Source organism: Gardnerella sp. KA01001 (assembly GCF_049244025.1).
In the GTDB taxonomy this organism is placed as follows: Bacteria; Actinomycetota; Actinomycetes; order Actinomycetales; family Bifidobacteriaceae; genus Bifidobacterium; species Bifidobacterium swidsinskii.
In genome coordinates this window covers 1,429,212-1,448,256 of record NZ_CP058366.1, presented here as the reverse complement: position 1 = coordinate 1,448,256, position 19,045 = coordinate 1,429,212, and the positions used below count along the sequence as shown (strand labels likewise).

The 19,045-nt window shown below is 39.4% G+C and carries 13 protein-coding genes; 8 read left to right on the top strand and 5 right to left on the bottom strand.

Annotated elements, in window-relative coordinates; genetic code table 11:
* The first annotated feature begins 193 nt into the window (after nt 1-193).
* Both HXT59_RS05845 and nrdR read left to right on the top strand, forming a co-directional pair.
* The gene (locus HXT59_RS05845) at nt 194-571 is read left to right on the top strand and encodes a LysM peptidoglycan-binding domain-containing protein (protein WP_012914030.1); all 378 of its coding nucleotides are present in this window, start codon (nt 194-196) and stop codon (nt 569-571) included.
* Nucleotides 572-803: 232 nt separating this feature from the next.
* Nucleotides 804-1,259, top strand: coding sequence for a transcriptional regulator NrdR (nrdR, locus tag HXT59_RS05840; RefSeq protein WP_012914031.1), 456 nt, complete (start codon nt 804-806; stop codon nt 1,257-1,259).
* Between the two features lie 61 nt (nt 1,260-1,320).
* Here the strand turns inward: nrdR and HXT59_RS05835 are convergent, their stop codons facing one another.
* Nucleotides 1,321-3,597 (bottom strand): HelD family protein, encoded by a 2,277-nt coding sequence (locus HXT59_RS05835; RefSeq protein WP_421784270.1) that lies wholly within the window; start codon nt 3,595-3,597, stop codon nt 1,321-1,323.
* Nucleotides 3,598-3,938: 341 nt separating this feature from the next.
* Here HXT59_RS05835 and HXT59_RS05830 point away from each other — a divergent pair, with 341 nt between their 5' ends.
* Both HXT59_RS05830 and HXT59_RS05825 read left to right on the top strand, forming a co-directional pair.
* Nucleotides 3,939-4,895 (top strand): nucleoside hydrolase, encoded by a 957-nt coding sequence (locus HXT59_RS05830; RefSeq protein ID WP_012914033.1) that lies wholly within the window; start codon nt 3,939-3,941, stop codon nt 4,893-4,895.
* A gap of 130 nt (nt 4,896-5,025) precedes the next feature.
* On the top strand, nt 5,026-6,429 hold the full coding sequence (locus HXT59_RS05825; RefSeq protein WP_012914034.1) for an MFS transporter: 1,404 nt from the start codon (nt 5,026-5,028) through the stop codon (nt 6,427-6,429).
* 171 nt (nt 6,430-6,600) lie between these two features.
* Here HXT59_RS05825 and HXT59_RS05820 read toward each other — a convergent pair whose 3' ends face one another.
* Both HXT59_RS05820 and HXT59_RS05815 read right to left on the bottom strand, forming a co-directional pair.
* A complete protein-coding gene (locus HXT59_RS05820; protein ID WP_041160484.1) occupies nt 6,601-6,780 on the bottom strand; it encodes a hypothetical protein in 180 nt (59 codons plus the stop codon).
* A gap of 70 nt (nt 6,781-6,850) precedes the next feature.
* Nucleotides 6,851-7,777: a hypothetical protein gene (locus tag HXT59_RS05815; protein ID WP_012914035.1), complete on the bottom strand. Its 927-nt coding sequence runs from the start codon at nt 7,775-7,777 to the stop codon at nt 6,851-6,853.
* Nucleotides 7,778-8,031: 254 nt separating this feature from the next.
* Between HXT59_RS05815 and HXT59_RS05810 the strand changes: the two genes are divergently transcribed.
* Nucleotides 8,032-9,474: an MFS transporter gene (locus HXT59_RS05810; RefSeq protein WP_174182805.1), complete on the top strand. Its 1,443-nt coding sequence runs from the start codon at nt 8,032-8,034 to the stop codon at nt 9,472-9,474.
* Nucleotides 9,475-9,628: 154 nt separating this feature from the next.
* On the opposite strand, the gene hrpA is transcribed toward HXT59_RS05810, so the two are convergent.
* On the bottom strand, nt 9,629-13,714 hold the full coding sequence (gene hrpA / locus HXT59_RS05805) for an ATP-dependent RNA helicase HrpA (RefSeq protein WP_421784269.1): 4,086 nt from the start codon (nt 13,712-13,714) through the stop codon (nt 9,629-9,631).
* 62 nt (nt 13,715-13,776) lie between these two features.
* Nucleotides 13,777-14,475: a class I SAM-dependent methyltransferase gene (locus HXT59_RS05800; protein ID WP_076002779.1), complete on the bottom strand. Its 699-nt coding sequence runs from the start codon at nt 14,473-14,475 to the stop codon at nt 13,777-13,779.
* A gap of 264 nt (nt 14,476-14,739) precedes the next feature.
* On the opposite strand from HXT59_RS05800, the gene hflX reads away from it, so the two are divergent.
* The 3 genes from hflX to HXT59_RS05785 all read left to right on the top strand — a co-directional run bounded on the left by hflX (nt 14,740) and on the right by HXT59_RS05785 (nt 18,910).
* Nucleotides 14,740-16,194: a GTPase HflX gene (gene hflX, locus HXT59_RS05795; protein WP_102155754.1), complete on the top strand. Its 1,455-nt coding sequence runs from the start codon at nt 14,740-14,742 to the stop codon at nt 16,192-16,194.
* Nucleotides 16,195-16,337: 143 nt separating this feature from the next.
* Entirely contained in the window at nt 16,338-17,300 is a 963-nt protein-coding gene (locus tag HXT59_RS05790; RefSeq protein ID WP_004107125.1) for an L-lactate dehydrogenase, read from the top strand.
* Nucleotides 17,301-17,425: 125 nt separating this feature from the next.
* Nucleotides 17,426-18,910, top strand: coding sequence for a sensor histidine kinase (locus HXT59_RS05785; RefSeq protein WP_004110792.1), 1,485 nt, complete (start codon nt 17,426-17,428; stop codon nt 18,908-18,910).
* Nucleotides 18,911-19,045 lie beyond the last annotated feature (135 nt).

The following is a 19,045-nucleotide window of genomic DNA, read 5'->3' as shown; positions in this document are numbered from 1 at the left end:
GCCATTGTTATCGTTATTTGTGCCATCGTTATTCATGGTGCTCCTTTCGCTTTTACTATTTTAACGCACTTTCTTAAAAAAATCAAACATCTGTTCGACACGCCGTTGCAACTATCGAACAAATGTGTCATTATTAATACATCTGTTCGATAGAACAAATGTTCAGTCGATTAAGGAAGGAGAAAGGATAATTATGAGTACGTCATTAATTAGAAGTGGCAGGGAAGTTAGAGTAGGTATGCAAGAAAATACTTATTTGATTCGTAAACGCTGCGTTTCTAATAAGCATGCGCGCAAAACTAGAGTTTTTCGTGTAACTGTACTTTTGATGACAGCAATAACATTCTGTACATTGTTTATGCCAAAGACTGCTGTTTCTGCAATACCTGAAAGAGTTGTTACATATACAGTTCGTCCTGGAGATACGTTATGGAATTATGCTGCTACTATTACTCCTAAAAACGGTGATATATCAGATAATGTAGAGCGTTTAATGGCTTTAAATCATCTTTCTTCTGAAGATTTGGTTATCGGACAGTCTATTAATGTTCCATTAAATGATGCTCAATAGTTGATTGAGTGCAAATAGTATGAAAATGGGGGAAATATGAGAAGGGAAAATATTACTATATTTGAAATTGAAACTGATGAGCTAAGTTTTACTGAAAATGATGATGTAATATTCAGTGTGTTTTATGGAGTATTTCGGATTATGGACAATAAAATCGTATAATATTCGGAAATATTTGAATAAAGTGAATAATATTATGTAGTTTTTCGCTATTTTTTAGTATGCTGAATATATGCATTGTCCTTTTTGTAAGAATTCTGATACGAAAGTTATAGATACTCGTATCAGTGAAGATGGTTACTCTATTCGCCGTAGACGTGAATGCCAAGTTTGTGGTAATCGATTTACTACGGTGGAAACAACTCAGTTGCTTGTAATGAAGCGTTCAGGCTCTATTGAACCTTTTGATCGGGCAAAAGTTGTTGCCGGTGTTAGCAAAGCATGTCAAGGACGTCCCATTAATGCTGAAGCGTTAAAGACAATTGGTATGCGAGTAGAAGCTGATTTGCGAGCACGAGGTTTAGCGCAAGTTACATCTGAAGAAGTTGGCAAAGCTATTCTTAAGCCATTGCGTGAATTAGATGAAGTTGCATATCTTCGTTTTGCAAGTGTGTACCAAAACTTCGCAGGTCTTGAAGATTTTGAACATGCCATTGAAGATTTAAAGCGCAGTAAAACAGAAAAATAATAATTTTATCGATTATTGTTACAGAATATCTATTCCCTGCGCTTTTGCATTATTTTGAGTTCTATTTCTCAAAATTTGCGTCATCTGCAGTGCGTATTATATGCAATTTTTGAGTTGGTCTAGTCATTGCAACATATAGATTGGCTGCAGCAGTTAGTCTAGATGCTGCTTCCTGCTCAATTTGAGAAGGTTGCAACACTATGACAGCGTCATATTCAAGACCTTTTACTTCCTCAGCTGTGCAAACGCTGCATTGGCAATCATCGGCATTTTGTTTGTTTAACTGATTCCATAATTTTTCAGGTAATGCATGTTCTAATGCTTGATTTACAACCTTTTTAGCATGGCTAACCATACTGTTAGGAGTAATGATTGCAATACGACCACTACCATCATCAGAGACAAATTTTTCGAATAGTTTTGTACAAGATTCTGCAAGTGCAGTATCGAGTTCATCTTGTGATTCAACCGTTTGTGATACGAGTGAATCAGGTACTGAGCGAACTGCATGAATAGTAGAAATGTATAATCCTGAATCTGTTGCAACTTTGCTTGCTGCTTCAGAAACTTCACTAGGATTTCGATAATTAATTGTTAACTCGTAAAGATCCCAATTTGGTTCTCCAAATAGAGAATTCATATTCTTCTGCCATCTGTGAGTTCCTCCGAGCGCAGAAGTTTGTGCAACATCGCCAACAATAGTAAAGGAGTGTGAAGGACAACGACGAATAAGCATTCTCCAATCCATTGCTGTAAGCTCTTGAGCTTCATCGACAACTACGTGACCATATGTCCACTCGCGGTCAGAAGCTGCTTTACGGGCAAGCATTCCTGCATCGTCGCCTTGCAGATTATCAAGAAGCATATCGGCAGTTACTATGCCATTTCCAATACCAGCTTGTGCTAAAGTGTCAGCTGCAAATTGTTGTTCTTCAAGTTTTTTTGCTTGTGCTGCAGATCTTTGAGCGTCAAGTTTTGGATCAGGACCGAGCAATTCCATAGCTTCATCAAGTAATGGAATATCAGAACGAGTAAGCGGGCTGCCCTTTGGTCTAGTAAGTGAGTTAATGTCTTCGTCGCTTAACCAAGGTGCGTATGTGCGTAATTTGTCAGGTTTAGCAAAAAGTTGGTCAATGAGCCATTCTCCAGTCATAGGTAACCATGCAAGATTTAAAGTAATGCGCAGTTTATCGTCAAGACGAAGTTGAGAAGTTATATCGTTTAATTCAGCTTGATCTGGAACATAATCAAGTTTTTCCAAATAACGATTTTTCAATATGCTGAGCACGGTTTTTATAAAAGTATTTCGTGCCTGGTTATGCGGCTGGTGAGTCCGTTGAGCATCTGATTGAGCTATCTCAATATCTTCTTTTAGAAGAGGAATACTAAATCCTCCAACATGAATTGTTGGAAGATTTTTAGGAACGCGAATACGAGCGGCAATTGCATTCGCAATAACTGTTCGCATACGATACATTCCTTTTAATTTTGCTGCGTATGGAGAATCTTCATCTGTAGCACAAATTCCAGGAATTAAGTCGGAAATAGTTCTACTTACTACACCTGTTTCACCAAGAGAAGGGAGTACTTGATCAATATAACGCAAGAATGCCGAACTTGGACCAACAATAAGAACTCCTGAACGCTCAAGTTTGCGCCTGTGAGTGTATAACAAATAGGCTGCTCTGTGCAAAGCAACAGCTGTTTTTCCTGTGCCAGGACCTCCCTGTACAACAATAGTGTGATCAAGAGGAGCGCGAATAATTCGATCTTGTTCTGCTTGAATAGTGGCAACAATATCAGTCATTTTGCCGGTTCTGCGAGAACCTAAAGATGCGAGCAGTGCTCCTTCACCAGTAAGAGTACCTTGTTGTGAAGCTTTTCCTATTTCATCAGAATGTATGTCAAGTACTTCATCTTCAACACCAATAACGTCTCTGAAACGGAGTGTAATATGACGACGCATAACAATATCGCCATGATGCGAAGGGGTTGCCTCATAAAAAGGTCGTGCAGCTTCAGCGCGCCAATCTGTAAGAATAGGATCATGGTTTTCGCTAAGCAAACCAATGCGACCAATGTATCGCCTAATGCCTTCTGTGTTATCAAGTCTTCCAAAAACAAGACGATCTTCAACAGCTCGTAATTGTGTAAGACGATCTTCGTACATGGTTGCGAATGAGTCGCGCTCTGTGCGCTGTGTTGGTGAACCGTGCGAACCTGACGCGCGCACAGCGTCTAAGCGCGCGCGAATAGTATTACGCAAATCATCTAGACGGCTATAAGCTCGGTCAACAGCTTGTTGTTCTTCGCTAAGTTGTGAGGAATAGGTAGACATACGCTTCCATTCTTCGTAAAATCTGCAGCCAAATCAAAGCCAATTTTTAGGCATTTAAGTGTATCTCGAGGCATAAACCACTGATTTATTTCGTGTTGTAATCTAAATTAAAACAAGCTAAAAGCTTAGCGAATAATTGCGTTTTATTTTGCCGCAAAAATATAATCTAAACATATGTTTATAAGGGTTGATTTTGAATTATAGAGAGATAGAATTCTTGAGTTGTGAAGCATAAAACGATGAGGTTGACGCCTACTAGTTTGTTGCAACTTAGAAATAAACAGAATGGCTTACTGCATCACTGTTGATGTAGCGAGTTTGTAATCAGAAAGGTAGTTCACATGAAGAAGCTTATTCTTGATTTGGATACTGGTGTTGATGATACCTTAGCAATTTCTTATGCTCTTGGTAGCCCTGAGGTTGAGCTGATCGGTATTACTGGTACGTATGGCAACGTTTTAATGGAACAGGGCGTTCGTAATGCTCTTGCTATAACAGATTTATTTGGACATCCAGAAGTTAAAGTGTATCGTGGTTTGCCGCATGCGAGCAAGAAAGATTCGTTTGAAGTTCTGTCTATTTCTGCATTCATTCACGGTGACAATGGTATTGGCGATGTTGTTATTCCAGATTCAAAGCGTGAAGCTGAGTCTGAGCCAGCTGTTGATTTCATAATTGATTCAGTTAAGACTTATGGCAAGGATCTTATTTATGTTCCAACTGGTCCTATGACAAATATTGCTGCTGCATTGCATAAGGCTCCAGAAATCAAAGATGAAATTGGTAAGATTGTTCTTATGGGCGGTGCTCTTACAATTCATGGAAATGTAACTCCTTGGATGGAAGCAAATATTTCCCAAGATCCAGATGCAGCAGACGTCCTATTCCGTTCTGGCGCCCCTGTAACAATGGTCGGTTTGGATGTGACTTTGCAAACCTTGCTTACCTATAAGGAAACGCAACAGTGGCGTGACCTTGGTACAAAGGCTGGCAAGTTCCTTGCAGATATGACCGATTTTTACATTAAGGCATATGAAACAACGGCTCCACACCTTGGTGGCTGCGGTTTGCATGATCCGTTGGCTGTTGCAGTTGCTGTTGACCCAACGCTTGTTACAACTCTACCAATCAACATGCAGGTAGATGTTGAAGGCCCAACTCGTGGACGCACAATTGGTGATGTTACGCGCTTGAATGACCCTGTTAAAACAATGCAAGTTGCTGTTGGTGTTGATGTTCCACGATTCTTGAACGAGTTTATGACGCGCATTTCTGGCTTGGCAAAAATCGCTGGATGAGTGTGGATTTTACGAGTTTTAGCTCCGCTTTTTGTTGTTCGACACGCCGTAAATCGCAACATTTTCCGCAATATACGACGTGCCTTATTTACCAATGTAGAAACTAAAAATATTAATTGATTGGATTATTATGACTGAGATTGCAAAATTTAGCGCGGTAGACCCATACGAGGATCCAAAAACCCGCGACAAAGTGGCGATTTACTCGCTAATTTTACTTCTTATAACCTTTATTCTTGGAACATTGTGTTTGCAAGGATTTAATCTGGTATTCGATCAGATTGGTAAAGCTGTTGGTGCTCCTAATCAAGCTTCTCTTATTACGAGTTTGCCAATTATTGTTTTAGGCATTGTGTGCTTTATTTACGGTTCTTTGGGTGACTTTGTGTCGCTTCGTAGACTCATAACAATCGGACTTGTAACACTGTTTGTTGGATCCTTGTTCGGTTTTATTGCAAACTTCTTCTTCACTCCAAACTTGTGGACTGTTATTATTGCGCGTATTTTACAAACCGCTGGCGAGCAGGTAGCAGGTTCTTCCTTCCTTGTTATTGCAACTAAGTATTTGCGCAACGATCTTAAGGTAATTTTCTTTGGACTCTTTACTGCAGCTTATCAGCTTTCTGCTTCTATTGGCGTTTTTGCTGCTGGTGCTCTTAGCTCTATTGCTTGGCAGTATTTGTTCTTGATTCCTGCAATTACTATTCTGTTCTTGCCAGTTCTTGTTAAGTGCTTGCCTACAAAGAACGGTATTGGTGGGAAGATAGATAAGCTTGGCTTTACAGTGTTTGGTATTGCTGTTGCATTGCTGACTTTGTTCTTCTCGTACAAGGCATGGGGATTGTTGCTTGGATCCATCGTGCTGTTTGTTGTGTTTGCTGGCTATATTATGAAGGCAAAGAACCCGTTTGTAACTCCTGCATTCTTTAAGAATAAGCGTTGGCTTTCGGGCATTGTCTTAATATTCATCTTCTACTTTACTAACTATTGCATGCCTCCAATTTACAATGTGATTGGCGGTGCTTTGTATCATATGAGCACTGAGGCAGTTTCTTCCTACCTTGTATGGGCATTCGTTGTAGCAGCAGTGTTTGGAACATGCTCTGGGACAATTATCGGTTTTATTGGACGTAAAGCTGGCATTATTATAGCTGCTGTTCTTATGATTCTTGGATGGGTTGGAGCTGCTGTATTCATCAATTGCGGATTCCTTGTTCTAACTTTGTGCGCATGCGTTTACTACGCTGGTTGCGGACTTATGTATTCGCCAATCGTTTCAACGGTTCTTAGCGCATTGCCTGTTGAAGAATCGGGTCGTGGATGCGGTATGAATGATTTAGTTATGAATGTTACAGCATCAATCGGTATTTCCATTTTCAGCGGTTTCTTTGGCGGAAACTTGCTAAAAGGATTCTCTTTTGCTGGAATCCAAGGCTTAGGTGCAGGTTATTCTAACTTGCTTATGATGGGCGCTATTGTAGCCTTTATTGGCTTAGTAGTTTACATTGCTCGTAGTCTTATGGTTAAAGAGTAATTATTATTTACTCAATATGTTAGTGGCCACTAGCTTGCAGTCGTGTTGGGCTGATTGGTTAGTGGCCATTTTTGTATTACTTTGCTTGCACGCTATCAAATCTTTTTCATACGCTGAATACTAATCTTTTGATATTGTATTGGTGAAGCTTATTTCTAATGATTATTTAAATTAATTACCGTTATAGCCAAAATCCTCACTTTTTAATACTTCTTTCCACCATGATTCTCTGCCTAAAACAAAATCATCATCAACTTTCGCATTAAAAATTAAATCTGTAATAAGTGAGTCTTTGTTGTTTTTGTTAAATATAGAAGCAGTTAATTTGTAATCTTTAACCAATTGTGCCAAAAATTAGGCATTTAAGTATACCTCGAAGCTTATACACCGAGATTGTATTCCTATATTGATCTAACGAATATTATTTGCGAGGATCTCCGAACCATGCAGAATAAATCAATGAAAAATTGCGATTTCCATATGCTGAGCACGAATTTCCTTCGCCGTATCCAGCTTTTAACGATTCTATATTTGGCTGATAAGGAGTATAGATATAAAGTAATGCAGTAGCCTTATTTTCGATATAAACATTGCTAGATCCGCATGATTTATTTGGCGAATATTGAATTGTGTTAATCGTGTTAGGGTGGTAGTTATATTGATCGTTATGAAGAAGATAATATCTATATCTTCTTGCGGAACCAATTACTTGTTTAAAGAATCCTGCAAAACGTGGGTTGCAATGAGAATCATCTGGACAATCTAATCCCATAGCTGATTTGTATTGGAAATCGCTAGGATCAGTGTCTGTTACAAGATGTTGTTCTTTTTGCAGCATGGTAAGTAATACTCGTTGACTGATATGACATGCTTTTGCTGATTTGTATATTATGTCTGCAGAAGATTCTTTGCTTACACTTTGATACTTTGAGCATAGTGAATCGGCAGGAATAGTGTGAGTATTAAAGTACGCATTTTTTAAGCAATTTTTACCAGTGCATTTTGCTCCTTTTTTGCGTATAAAATTGCGTACTTCGTCTTTACTCATTGCGTTATCGTCAAAAAATTGAGAATCAGAAATAATATTGCCTGGATTAAAATCGAAGCGTGACACAAGTTGTTCTTGTTTGTTGCGAAGATTAGAAACAGTCTGTTCCCAACGTATCCACTGAACAACAGGAATGATAATAGCAATGCCTATGACAGCAATAATAATGTTTCGTAAAATTTTATTGGAGTAAAACTTATGCTTTAATGAACTGTTGTTTTTATTGTGATGAGCACCACTATTATGTCCACTATTTAGGTTGACATGAATAGAATCATGTTTCTTTCTTCTCTGCACCATGTTTCCTCCTACTTAGCTTGTTACATTATAAGTGATATGCGAATCATTTTATTATTGTGATTATTTTTTAAAATTGTTCCTAACTTTTATTGTTGATTGTAACTATCAAACTGTAGAATTATCCGATTGAGTAGCTACGCGCGAAGAATTTGTTGCGATTAACTTTAGATTGTTAGAGCAGATTGATTTATTTGCAGTAGTTTTCTGCATAAATATTTGGAATTATTAGGCTGTTGTAGGGGAGTAAGACGGTGATGATTGGGACTAAACGATTTGATTGTTCTTCTGTGGATCCTTATGATGACCCAGAAAAGCGCGATAAGGTTGCTGTTCGTGCGTTAATACTACTGCTTATTACATTTGTTATTAGCACCTTGTGCTTGCAAGGTTTCAATCTTGTTTATAAACAAGTTGGTATAGATGTGAAAGCTGTTGATCAAGCGCCTCTTATAACTGGTTTACCTGGCATTATTTTAGGAATTGTATGCTTTATTTACGGTTCTTTAGGCGACTTTGTGTCATTAAAAAAGCTAGTAACTATTGGATTAACATCTTTGTTTATAGGCTCAGTTTTTGGATTTGTAGCTAATTCTTGTTTTGAGCCAAATTTGTGGACAGTTATTGCTGCTCGTATTATGCAAACAACTGGTGAACAAGTAGCAGGTTCATCATTCTTAGTAATTGCAACAAAATATTTGCGAAATGATTTGAAAGTTATCTTCTTCGGATTATTTACAGCATCGTACCAGCTTTCTGCATGTATTGGAGTGTTTTCAGCGGGATTGTTAAGCTCTATTGCTTGGCAATATTTATTCTTAATTCCAGCATTAACTATTCTAATATTGCCGGCATTATTGCATTATTTACCAACAAAAAACGGCAATGGTAAAAAAATTGATGTTGTTGGTTTTACAGTCTTTGGATTTGCTGTTGCATCTCTTACATTGTTCATTTCATACAGAAACTTGTTGATGCTTATTTCAGCAATTATATTGTTTATAATTTTTGGTATTTACATTAGTAAAGCTAAAGAGCCGTTTGTTACACCAGCTTTCTTTAAAAATATTCGTTGGCTTTCTGGCATAATTTTGATGGGCATAATATACTTCACAAATTATTGCATAAGCCCACTGTTCAATAGAGTTGGAAAAACTTTGTATAACATGACTACTTCACAAGTAGCTTCTTATTTAGTTTGGGCTTTTATTGTTGCTGCAATATTCGGTTCATGCTCAGGCTTAATAATTAGTCGTATAGGAAGAAAAACAGGTTTATTATTAGCAATATTGTTTATACTTTGCGGATGGATTGGTATTGCAGTATTAATAAATTCTGGATTCTTAGCCATAGCTTTATGTGCATGCGTTTATTATGCAGGTTGTGGAATGGTGTATTCTCCACTGGCCTCAACAATTCTTTCGTCTCTTCCAGTTGAAGAATCTGGAAGAGGGTGCGGAATGAATGATTTAGCTATTAGTGTTTCTGCGTCTGTTGGTGTAGTAATTTTTGACGGAATATTAGATAAAAACATGCTGAGTGGAAATTCTATAACGGGTGCTTCTGGTATTTCGTCTGGATTTGCAAACATATCTCTTATGTGTGCTGCTGTTGCATTATTAGGAATTATCGTATTTACATTCAGAAACTTTATTACTAAAGAAAGCAATGCAATTGAAGTAAACGAAGATCAAGAATAAGACCAAAATAATAGTAAAAGCAAAAGCAATAGAATTATAATTGGCAATAGCTTAGCAACTGTGCAAATAAAGTTTGTTTGCAACGTTATGAGCAATATTGTTTACAACATTGCAAGCGCTAAGAAAAAATATATGCATATATGCGAAACAGCTTTCACCTTCCGTTAATCATCTTTCGCATGCGTTGTATGCTAATCGGATATGCAGTTCCCAATTCTTGCGCCCAAAGAGATACATAGAATTCTTCGCACATCCAACGTAATTTCTCAGCGATTATTTGTGACTCGTCATGTGCTGGTCCTGATGGGATTTTCTGAGCGTCTTCTTGAGCTTTTACTACAAGCTTATGTGCTTCATCTGCCTGCCAAGCCCAACGTACGTCACGGTTTTTGTCTGCCTTAGCTTTAGTAAGACGAATCACGTCTGCATGCAAGTAGCGTTCAATACGAGGCAGAGAATCAGATGGAGTTTTGGCAATAAACCCTTCGTATACAAGACTTGCAGTGTGTTCGCGGATTGATTGCAACACTGAAAGCAAAGGCAAATCTGCTTTGCCAGAAACAGCTTTACTAACTTCCGCATCACGCTTTAATATAGCAATCACATCGTGAGCTACATCGTATACCGTATCCTCGTATATTTCGGAAATGTTGGCAACAGTTTCGCGTAATAAATTGTCGTCAGTAATATTATCTGTGTTCGCAATTAGTCGTTTTACTGCAGCCATTTGCAAGTCTTCTGCTAAAGCGTTAGAAGTTGAATAAGGTGCAGATGCGAGCATTAAAGATTCAGCGCCAAGCCAGCGAGAAGTAATACGCTTATTGTCTAAATGCAACATGTTTAGCGCACCCTGCCATACCATTTGCGCGCGCGAAAGATTTGTAGCGCCTGATTTGTGCAATAAATCAGCTCTTTCTACAACGTTTCCAGCTTGAGCTGCTTTACTTGCTTTACGATTTACAACCGCTCGCGCAGATTCTTGAGCTTCTTTTGCAAAGCGTTGTTGCAATGCAATTAATGACTTATCTGTTCCAAGAATTGTAGGTTTTACGCGATTAGAGTACTTGTTACGACCTGCAGGTTTATTGCGACTTTCGTTAGCTTTTCTCTCTTCAACACTAAACGTCATGCGCAAGTATGGTGAGAGTCTGCTTATTTGCTCGTCGTCGAAAACTTCAGGATGTATTTGCGCTCCAATTACACAAATTGCAGCTTTAGTGAAAACTTCTCTAAAATCTTGCCATTCGCTTTTTATATTGCTTTCTGTTTCTCCAGTCCCAGGAAGCTCGTCGTAATGTTCGTCAATCCAAGAGCGAATTTTTTGAGCAGTATCAGGAGCTGGAACAAACTGTACTCGTAGAGCTTTAGGCAAAGATTTAATCATGCCAATAATAAGCTCATCTAATAAACCTGGAACATTCCAAGTAAATTCTTCAGGAGTTAAGCGCGAAAGTACGTAAAGCGGCACATGTACAGTTACGCCGTCCAAAGGATTAGCTGGATCATACACATAACTTAAACGCAACCTTATAATCTGACCATCTGTACCAACTGTATCCCAATGGTCAGGATAGTCAGCTAAATCAGTACTTTGCGTAGTTTGTAAACGTTCAACTTCATCGGGATTAAAGTCTAACTTGTGTGGATTTTCTTCGCGGTTATCTTTCCACCATTTTGCAAGAGCTGCAATAGTAGTTGCTTCTTGAGGAATGCGAGTGTCGTAAAAAGTAAATAAATCTTCGTCGTTTACAGTTTCGCTTATTTGACGAGTGCGATTTGCTTGATTATCTGCATCTTCAAGCACATTGTGATTATTTAAAATAAACTCATCGTGTGCAAAACGCTGTTGCACATCTGCTTCAACTAAGCCTTGACGAATCATAATCATTCGAGCTTCGTAAGGATTAACTCTAGTCCATTGAACTGTGCGATCTTGAACAATAGGCAATCCGTATAGTAATACTTTAGATTTTGCTACAGCAGCACCTTTAGAAGCACTCCAATGAGCGTCAGAATACGTGATTCTAGTAAGATTTTTAGCAAGAGGCTCAGCCCACGCAGGATCGACTTGTGCGCAATATCTTGCCCAAAGTCTAGATGTTTCAACTAATTGCGTACACATAACCCATGAAGGAGTTGTTTTCGAAATAGATGAAGCTGGGAATATTGCGAATCTTCCTCCGCGTGCGCCTTGATAGTCGTTTTTAGCCATTTTTTGAGCGCGTTTCATAGCTCGAATTTTTGCTGATCCATGCAAATTAGCAAAATCTGAAGCTTTTGGTTCACGCACTACTTGCATTCCCAACATAGAAAGCAATCCTGCAAGCATCGACGAGTGTATTCCTTGCGAATCCCAAGAGCAGCACAAGCTGTGAGCAGCCTGTTGATTATTAGGAAGCTGACGAATTTCCAAAGATACTCTTTTAGATGGAATAGGCTCGCCAACTTTATAATGCAACTCTTTACACAAGTCTTGAAGTTGATTAACTAAATCTTTCCACTGTTTTAAACGCAAAAAGTGGAAGAATTCCGCTTTACAAAGTTTGCGAAGAGCATTATTGCTCATATTTCCGTCTGCTTGGAAAATATAATCCCAAATATTTAAAGCAGTTAAGAAATCGCTTGTTTCATCCGCATAACGATTATGAAGTCTATCCGCTTCTTCACGCTGTTCTTCAGGACGCTCGCGAGGATCTTGCAAACTCAAAAACGCAACAATTACCAGCACAGCTGCAAGAGTATTCGGAGTTGTTTTACGCGCCGCTTCAATAATCATGCGTCCTAAACGAATGTCAATCGGCAATTTAGAAAGCTCGCGGCCAATATGAGTTAAAGTGATGAAACCTGATTTTCTACTTATTGCGCCAAGCTCGTTAAGCTCATTAAAGCCATCGCTTACAGCTTTTATGTCTGGCGGATCAATAAAACCAAAATTAGTAATATCTTCGCCAGTTTTAGCAACACCAACCGAAAGCATATGCAAAACTACTGCACCAAGAGAAGTGCGCAAAATTTCAGGATCGGTAAAACGAGGGCGAGTTTCGTAATCTTCGCGCGAGTAAAGTCTAATAGCAATTCCGTCCGCGATTCGTCCGCATCGCCCAGAACGCTGATTTGCGCTCGCTTGAGAAATTGGCTCTATAGGAAGTCTTTGCACTTTTGCAGACTTAGAATATCTGCTAATTCTCGCAAAACCAGGATCGACAACGTATCGAATACCAGGCACAGTAAGAGAAGTTTCAGCAACATTCGTAGCAATAACAATGCGTTGATGAGAGTGATGTTCAAATACTCGATGCTGATCTTTTGCAGAAAGACGCGCAAAAAGCGGCACTATTTCAATAGCATCAGCTCGCTTCATATCACTTGCTCGAGTGCCAAAATATGAGCGTAATCCTGCTTCAAACTCTCGAATATCGCGCTCGCCAGAAGCGAAAACCATAATGTCGCGCGCGCCTTGCTCGTGGTTTGAATGAATAACTAATTGAGCGCATGCGCGAGTTACTGCAGATGTCATATCTTCATCTGTAATATCGTCTCGATTGCTTTCGTTAGATTGGCTTTCTGCGACAGTTTCCTCATCCATTGTTATGTCTGCAAAGCCGGGGACGTGTTGCATAAGTGAAGGCGCGGAGCCAAGCGGCTCATAAAGCACTCTCACAGGGTACGTGCGTCCAGAAACTTCAATAACAGGAACTTTTATGTGTAAAGCTTGCTCAAAATGTTCACGGAATTTTGCAGAATCTATTGTTGCTGAAGTAATAATCAGCTTCAAATCGCGTCTTTGCGGAAGTAAAGTCGTTAAATATCCTAGCAAAAAGTCAATGTTAAGACTGCGTTCGTGAGCTTCGTCAATAATAATCGTGTCGTATTTAGTAAGAAGAGGATCTCGCTGAATTTGCGCAAGTAAAATACCGTCAGTAACAATTCGAAGCTTTGTTTTAGGTGAACTTTCGTCGGTAAATCGCACTTGATAGCCGATTTCTTCGCCTAGTTTTACTTCCATTTCGTTTGCGATTCGCTCAGCAACAGTGCGTGCAGCTAAACGGCGAGGCTGAGTGTGCACGATTTGCTTACCTCTTCCGCCTCTTCCAAGCTCAAGCACCATTTTTGGGATTTGCGTAGTTTTACCGGAGCCAGTCTGTCCGGAAACAATCACGACTTGTGAAGACTTAATTGCTTCTATTATTTCGTCGTGTGCTGCGCAAATAGGAAGCTCAGCAGGGTAGTCGAATTTCATAGTGTATATTTCTTTTCGTAGATTTTTGCTTTTTAGTACTTCTTTAGTATTAGTACGTTTTATTATTTCGTTTTTATTACTTCTATAATTCGGTATCCTTTAGAACTTGCATATTTTTCAACGCTGTAGTTTTCGCCAAGATTTTCAGCAAGCCAAGGAATAAGTGAGTCTGAGCCAAGATTTTTTTGTACAACTAAGTAAGCTGCTCCTCCTACTTTTAAACGCGGAATCCAAGTCATCAAAATGTCGTGCAATATTTCTTTTCCAACGCGAATTGGGGGATTGGACCATATGAGATCAAAATTATTAAATTCCAAAGTATTATTTTCTTTTAAAGCGTCATCTACTAAAGAAGTGCGAATATGCTTTAAGCCAGCGTTTTTTGCGTTTAGTTCAGTAAGCTCTAGCGCTCGCTCATTTACATCTACAGCTACAATTTCAGCTTCTGGAGATTCTAAGCCCATTGCAATGCTTATAGGACCCCATCCGCATCCAATATCAAGGAATTTGCCATTTTCTGGTGGTTTTGGAGCATGTTTTAGTAGCACAGACGTGCCTAGATCAAGCTTAGAAGCACTAAATACTCCGTTTGAGACTTGTACAACAGTTTCATGATTTCTCAAAGTTACATGTAACGTTCTTCGCTCATCGCAAGATGATGGTGTTGCAGAAAAGTATTGTTCGCCACTGATTTTTTGCGTTTTTTCTGATTTTGGTGATTTGGTTTTATCGTATTGTTTAAATTGTTGATGACTGTCCATAATCTCGCTCAAAAATACCGTATTTCGCCTATAAATTTAGATTTATTAATATACTTTTTTCTATTGTATCTTTATTTACATATCATACATATATGTTGTGTTCATATATTGTCGTCTCAAGTTACCATAATAAGACAAACGTTGTAAAACGCTATTTACAATGAAATAGAGGAGGGACAGTTGGCGGATAGTAATGTGGCATCCGGGCGAGATGATGTGCTTAATTCAAACGATTTTTCCTCCCTCGAAAATGATTCTAATAATATGAATGAGCATAATCTCACCAATAATGCAGTGCTTTATGCTCATTCGGATGTGCTTCTAGACACTACTTCTGACAGTGAAAAGCATGATGAAGTTTGGCAGGAGCGTGAATCTCGTAATGCTTTAAAGCGAGTAGCTGGTCTTGGCGAATTACAAGATGTTACCGAAGTTGAGTATAGAAAGCTTCGTCTTGAGCGCGTTGTGCTGGTAGGAGTGTGGTCTAGCGCAAAAGGAACTCTTGCTCAAGCTGAAGAATCGTTGCGTGAGCTTGCAGCGTTGGCACAGACTGCTGGTGCTGTTGTTTGCGATGGCATGTTGCAACAAAGATATAGGCCGGATGCTGCAACTTATGTTGGTTCAGGTAAAGCGCGTGAGCTTGCAGCAGTAGTTGCTCAGCATGATGCGGATACGATTATTGTTGATGATGATTTACCTCCTAGCCAGCGTAGAGCTTTAGAAGATGCAACCAAAGTTAAGGTTGTCGATCGCACTGCTGTTATTTTGGATATTTTTGCTCAGCACGCTACAAGCCGTGAAGGTAAAGCTCAAGTTGAGCTTGCTCAATTGCAATATATGCTACCTAGGTTAAGAGGCTGGGGTGCTGCTCTTTCTAGGCAGGCTGGTGGTAGAGCTGCAGGAGATGCTGGTATTGGTTCTAGAGGTCCTGGCGAAACTAAAATCGAAATGGATCGTCGAGCTATTCGCAATCGTATTTCTAAACTTCGTCACGATATTGCGAATATGGCACCTGCGCGCGATGTAAAACGTGGTTCTCGTAGACGACAAGATATTCCAACTGTAGCTGTTGTTGGATATACGAATGCTGGCAAGTCGTCTATTATAAATCGCCTTACTGGTTCACAAGAATTAGTAGAAAATGCACTGTTTGCAACTCTTGATACTGCAGTACGTCGTTCTCAAACTCAAGATGGTAGAAGCTATACTTTGGTAGATACTGTTGGTTTTGTTCGCAGACTTCCAACTCAACTAGTTGAAGCATTTAAATCCACTTTGGAAGAAGTTGGACAAGCAGATGTTATTTTGCATGTAGTTGACGGTTCGCATCCAGATCCTATTTCGCAAATTAATGCAGTAAACGAAGTTCTCGCTAATATTTCTGGTGTAGAAGATATACCTCAAATTATGGCATTGAATAAATCAGACATGATGAGTGATGCTGCGAGAGAACGTTTTTCTTCTCTTTATCCTGATACCGTTATTGTTTCTGCATTTAGTGGCGAAAATTTGCAAATATTGCGCAATCGTTTAGAAGAATTGTTACCGTCTCCTCGTGTTCGTGTAGATGTAACTTTGCCGTACGAGTTTGGTGGATTATTATCAAAAGTTCGTGAAAATGGTGTAGTTGAAAAAGCAGAATATGTAGATTCGGGGGTTGAACTTATTGCTTGGGTTGGACCATCGTTAGCTGCAAAACTTATGAAAGTAGCGTTGTAATAATAAATTCCGGTGGTGCGATTAGAGTAAAGGTGTTCATACCAAAAGCTCTTAATGTGAGAGCAGCCCTTAGTAATGCATAAATCGTGGTATTTTGTGTGCTTATAAGGGTGTGATAGGTTGTTGAAAAGAGGTTTTTGCTCATGGTGAGTTCGCAGGTTAAGCCAACTAAGCTTGCAATTATTGGTGCCGGCGCGGTCGGATCTACTCTCGCTTTCGCTGCTGCTCAGCGTGGTGTTGCGCGTGAGATTGTGCTTGAAGATATTGCTAAGGAACGTGTTGAAGCTGAAGTTTTGGATATGCAGCATGGTTCTAGCTTCTATCCTGCAGTTTCTATTGCCGGTTCTGACGATGTGGAAATTTGCCGTGATGCTGACATGGTCGTGATTACTGCTGGTGCTCGCCAGAAGCCAGGTCAGACTCGTTTGGAGCTTGCAGGTGCCACTATCAACATCATGAAGTCAATCATTCCGAACGTTGTGAAGGTTGCTCCTAACGCAATTTACATGTTGATTACTAATCCTGTTGATGTTGTTACGCACGTTTCTATGAAGCTTTCTGGTCTTCCAGCAAACCAAATGTTTGGTTCTGGTACCAACCTTGATTCCGCTCGTCTTCGTTTCTTGATTGCTCAACACACTGGCGTTAATGTTAAGAACGTTCACGCATACATTGCTGGCGAACACGGTGACTCTGAAGTTCCACTGTGGGCTTCTGCAACCATTGGTGGTGTTCCAATGTGCGATTGGAACGCTCTTCCAGGTCATGAGCCACTTGATGCTGCTAAGCGCGAAGAAATCCATCAGGAAGTTGTTAACGCTGCTTACAAGATTATCAACGGTAAGGGTGCAACAAACTATGCTATTGCTATGTCTGGTGTAGATATTGTTGAGGCTGTTCTTCGCGATACTAACCGCATTCTTCCAGTGTCTTCTTTGCTCGATGACTTCCACGGCATTTCTGATGTGTGCATGTCTGTGCCAACATTGCTTAATCGCAATGGTGTAAACTCTCGTCTAAACACTCCAGTTTCTGATCGTGAGTTGGCTGCTTTGAAGCGTTCTGCTGAAACTTTGCGCGAAACTGCTGCTAAGTTTGGTTTCTAGTTTTAAAGAGTAATTTATAAATTATTAAACCGCTTCTTCTTTTAATTGAGGAGGAGCGGCTTTTCTTATTTAAAACAACAACATACCTCACAGAATTTTCTGTGAGTTCGATATATTATTACATTATGGCTGATTTTTCTAACATTCTTGCTACTCGTCCTGATTTTAATGACAGTGATCGTGAGTGGCTTCACCATTTGGTGGTCGATTGGCAGGTTATTGCAGATTTGAGTTTCGCAGATTTGCTGCTGATTATTCAAAATGGTGACGGTGATTATGTTGTTGCTGAACAATGTCGTCCTTCAACAGCTATTACTTTGCGTACTGATGATTTGTTAGGTAAAAAATTAGATGATTCTTTAGTACCTGAGCTTAATGAGGCGATGAAATCTGAGACAAGTTTCCACTCTTCGACCTTACGTTCTATTGGTAGAGCTACTGTATGCTACGTTTATGCTCCAGTTCGTCATAGGGGTAAAACTCTTGGATTGGTTATGCGCGAAACTAATTTGGCAACGCGTGAATCTAATGGTCGTTATGAAACTGAAAGTATTAATGCTGGTAAGACTTTATTTGACATGATTCCTCGTGAACAATTCCCATATCGTGAATCTGTATTAAATCAACGACATAATGCTCGAGTATCCGATGGTTTTATTGTGCTAGAAGACGATGGAATAGTTCGTTATGCTTCCCCTAATGCCATTAGTTGTTTCCGCAGACTTGGCGGATTAAACACTATGCAAGGTGAATATTTAAGCGAATTTGGCACTAGGTTGTTGCATACGAACGATAATGTTCCCGAAAGTTTACCTCTTGTATTAACTGGAAAAGCTGATGTAGATTGTGAACTTGAAGCGAACCATTCTATAGTTTCCATGCGCTCCTTGCCTCTGTGGGGTCCAAATAATCGTGTTGGAGCTGTAGTGTTATGCCGTGATGTTACTGAAGTTTTGCGGCGCGAACAAGAATTGCGTACTAAGAATGCCACTATTTCTGAAATACATCATCGCGTAAAAAACAATTTACAGGCTGTTTCTGCTCTTTTGCGTTTGCAAGCTCGTAAAACAAAATCTATTGAAGTTAGAAAAGAACTTGAGGAAGCTCAACGTCGTGTGCAAACTATAGCACTAGTTCATGAAGGCTTGAGTCAAACTGCTGACGAAATTGTTGATTTTGACAAAGTTATTTCGAGTTTGTTGAAGATGTCAATTGAGTTGGCATCTCAGAATCAAAATATCGATATTGATTTTGTTGGAAAATTTGGCAGATTAGCAGCTCAGGATGCTACACCATTATCTCTTGTTTTAACTGAGCTAGTGACGAATGCAGTTGAACATGGTTTTGAAGGTCGTGAAAAAGGTCATATTCGTATTGCAGTTGGTAGGGGCGGAGACAATCTTAATATTGTCGTTGAAGATGATGGAGATGGTATAGATAGCGAGTCTTCTCATGGAATGGCTAAACCATCTGGCTCTGGCCTTGGAACGCAGATTATAAACACATTTGTCACTAACGATTTTGGTGGTACAGTTCGTTGGTCTCCTCGAAGAGAGGGCGGAACTAGGGTAGTGTTAGACATTAAATTGCGCGTATCTGGTATTGAGTAGCTTTAGTAAAAATTGTTTTCCAACGTGCATTAAATGTTATACATTTAGTGTAAAAAGTACAGGAACAATTAAAATTGCTAATAAAGATGCAAAATACCTTGAAAAAACTTTCTTTTCATGATTTCCTTACATTCA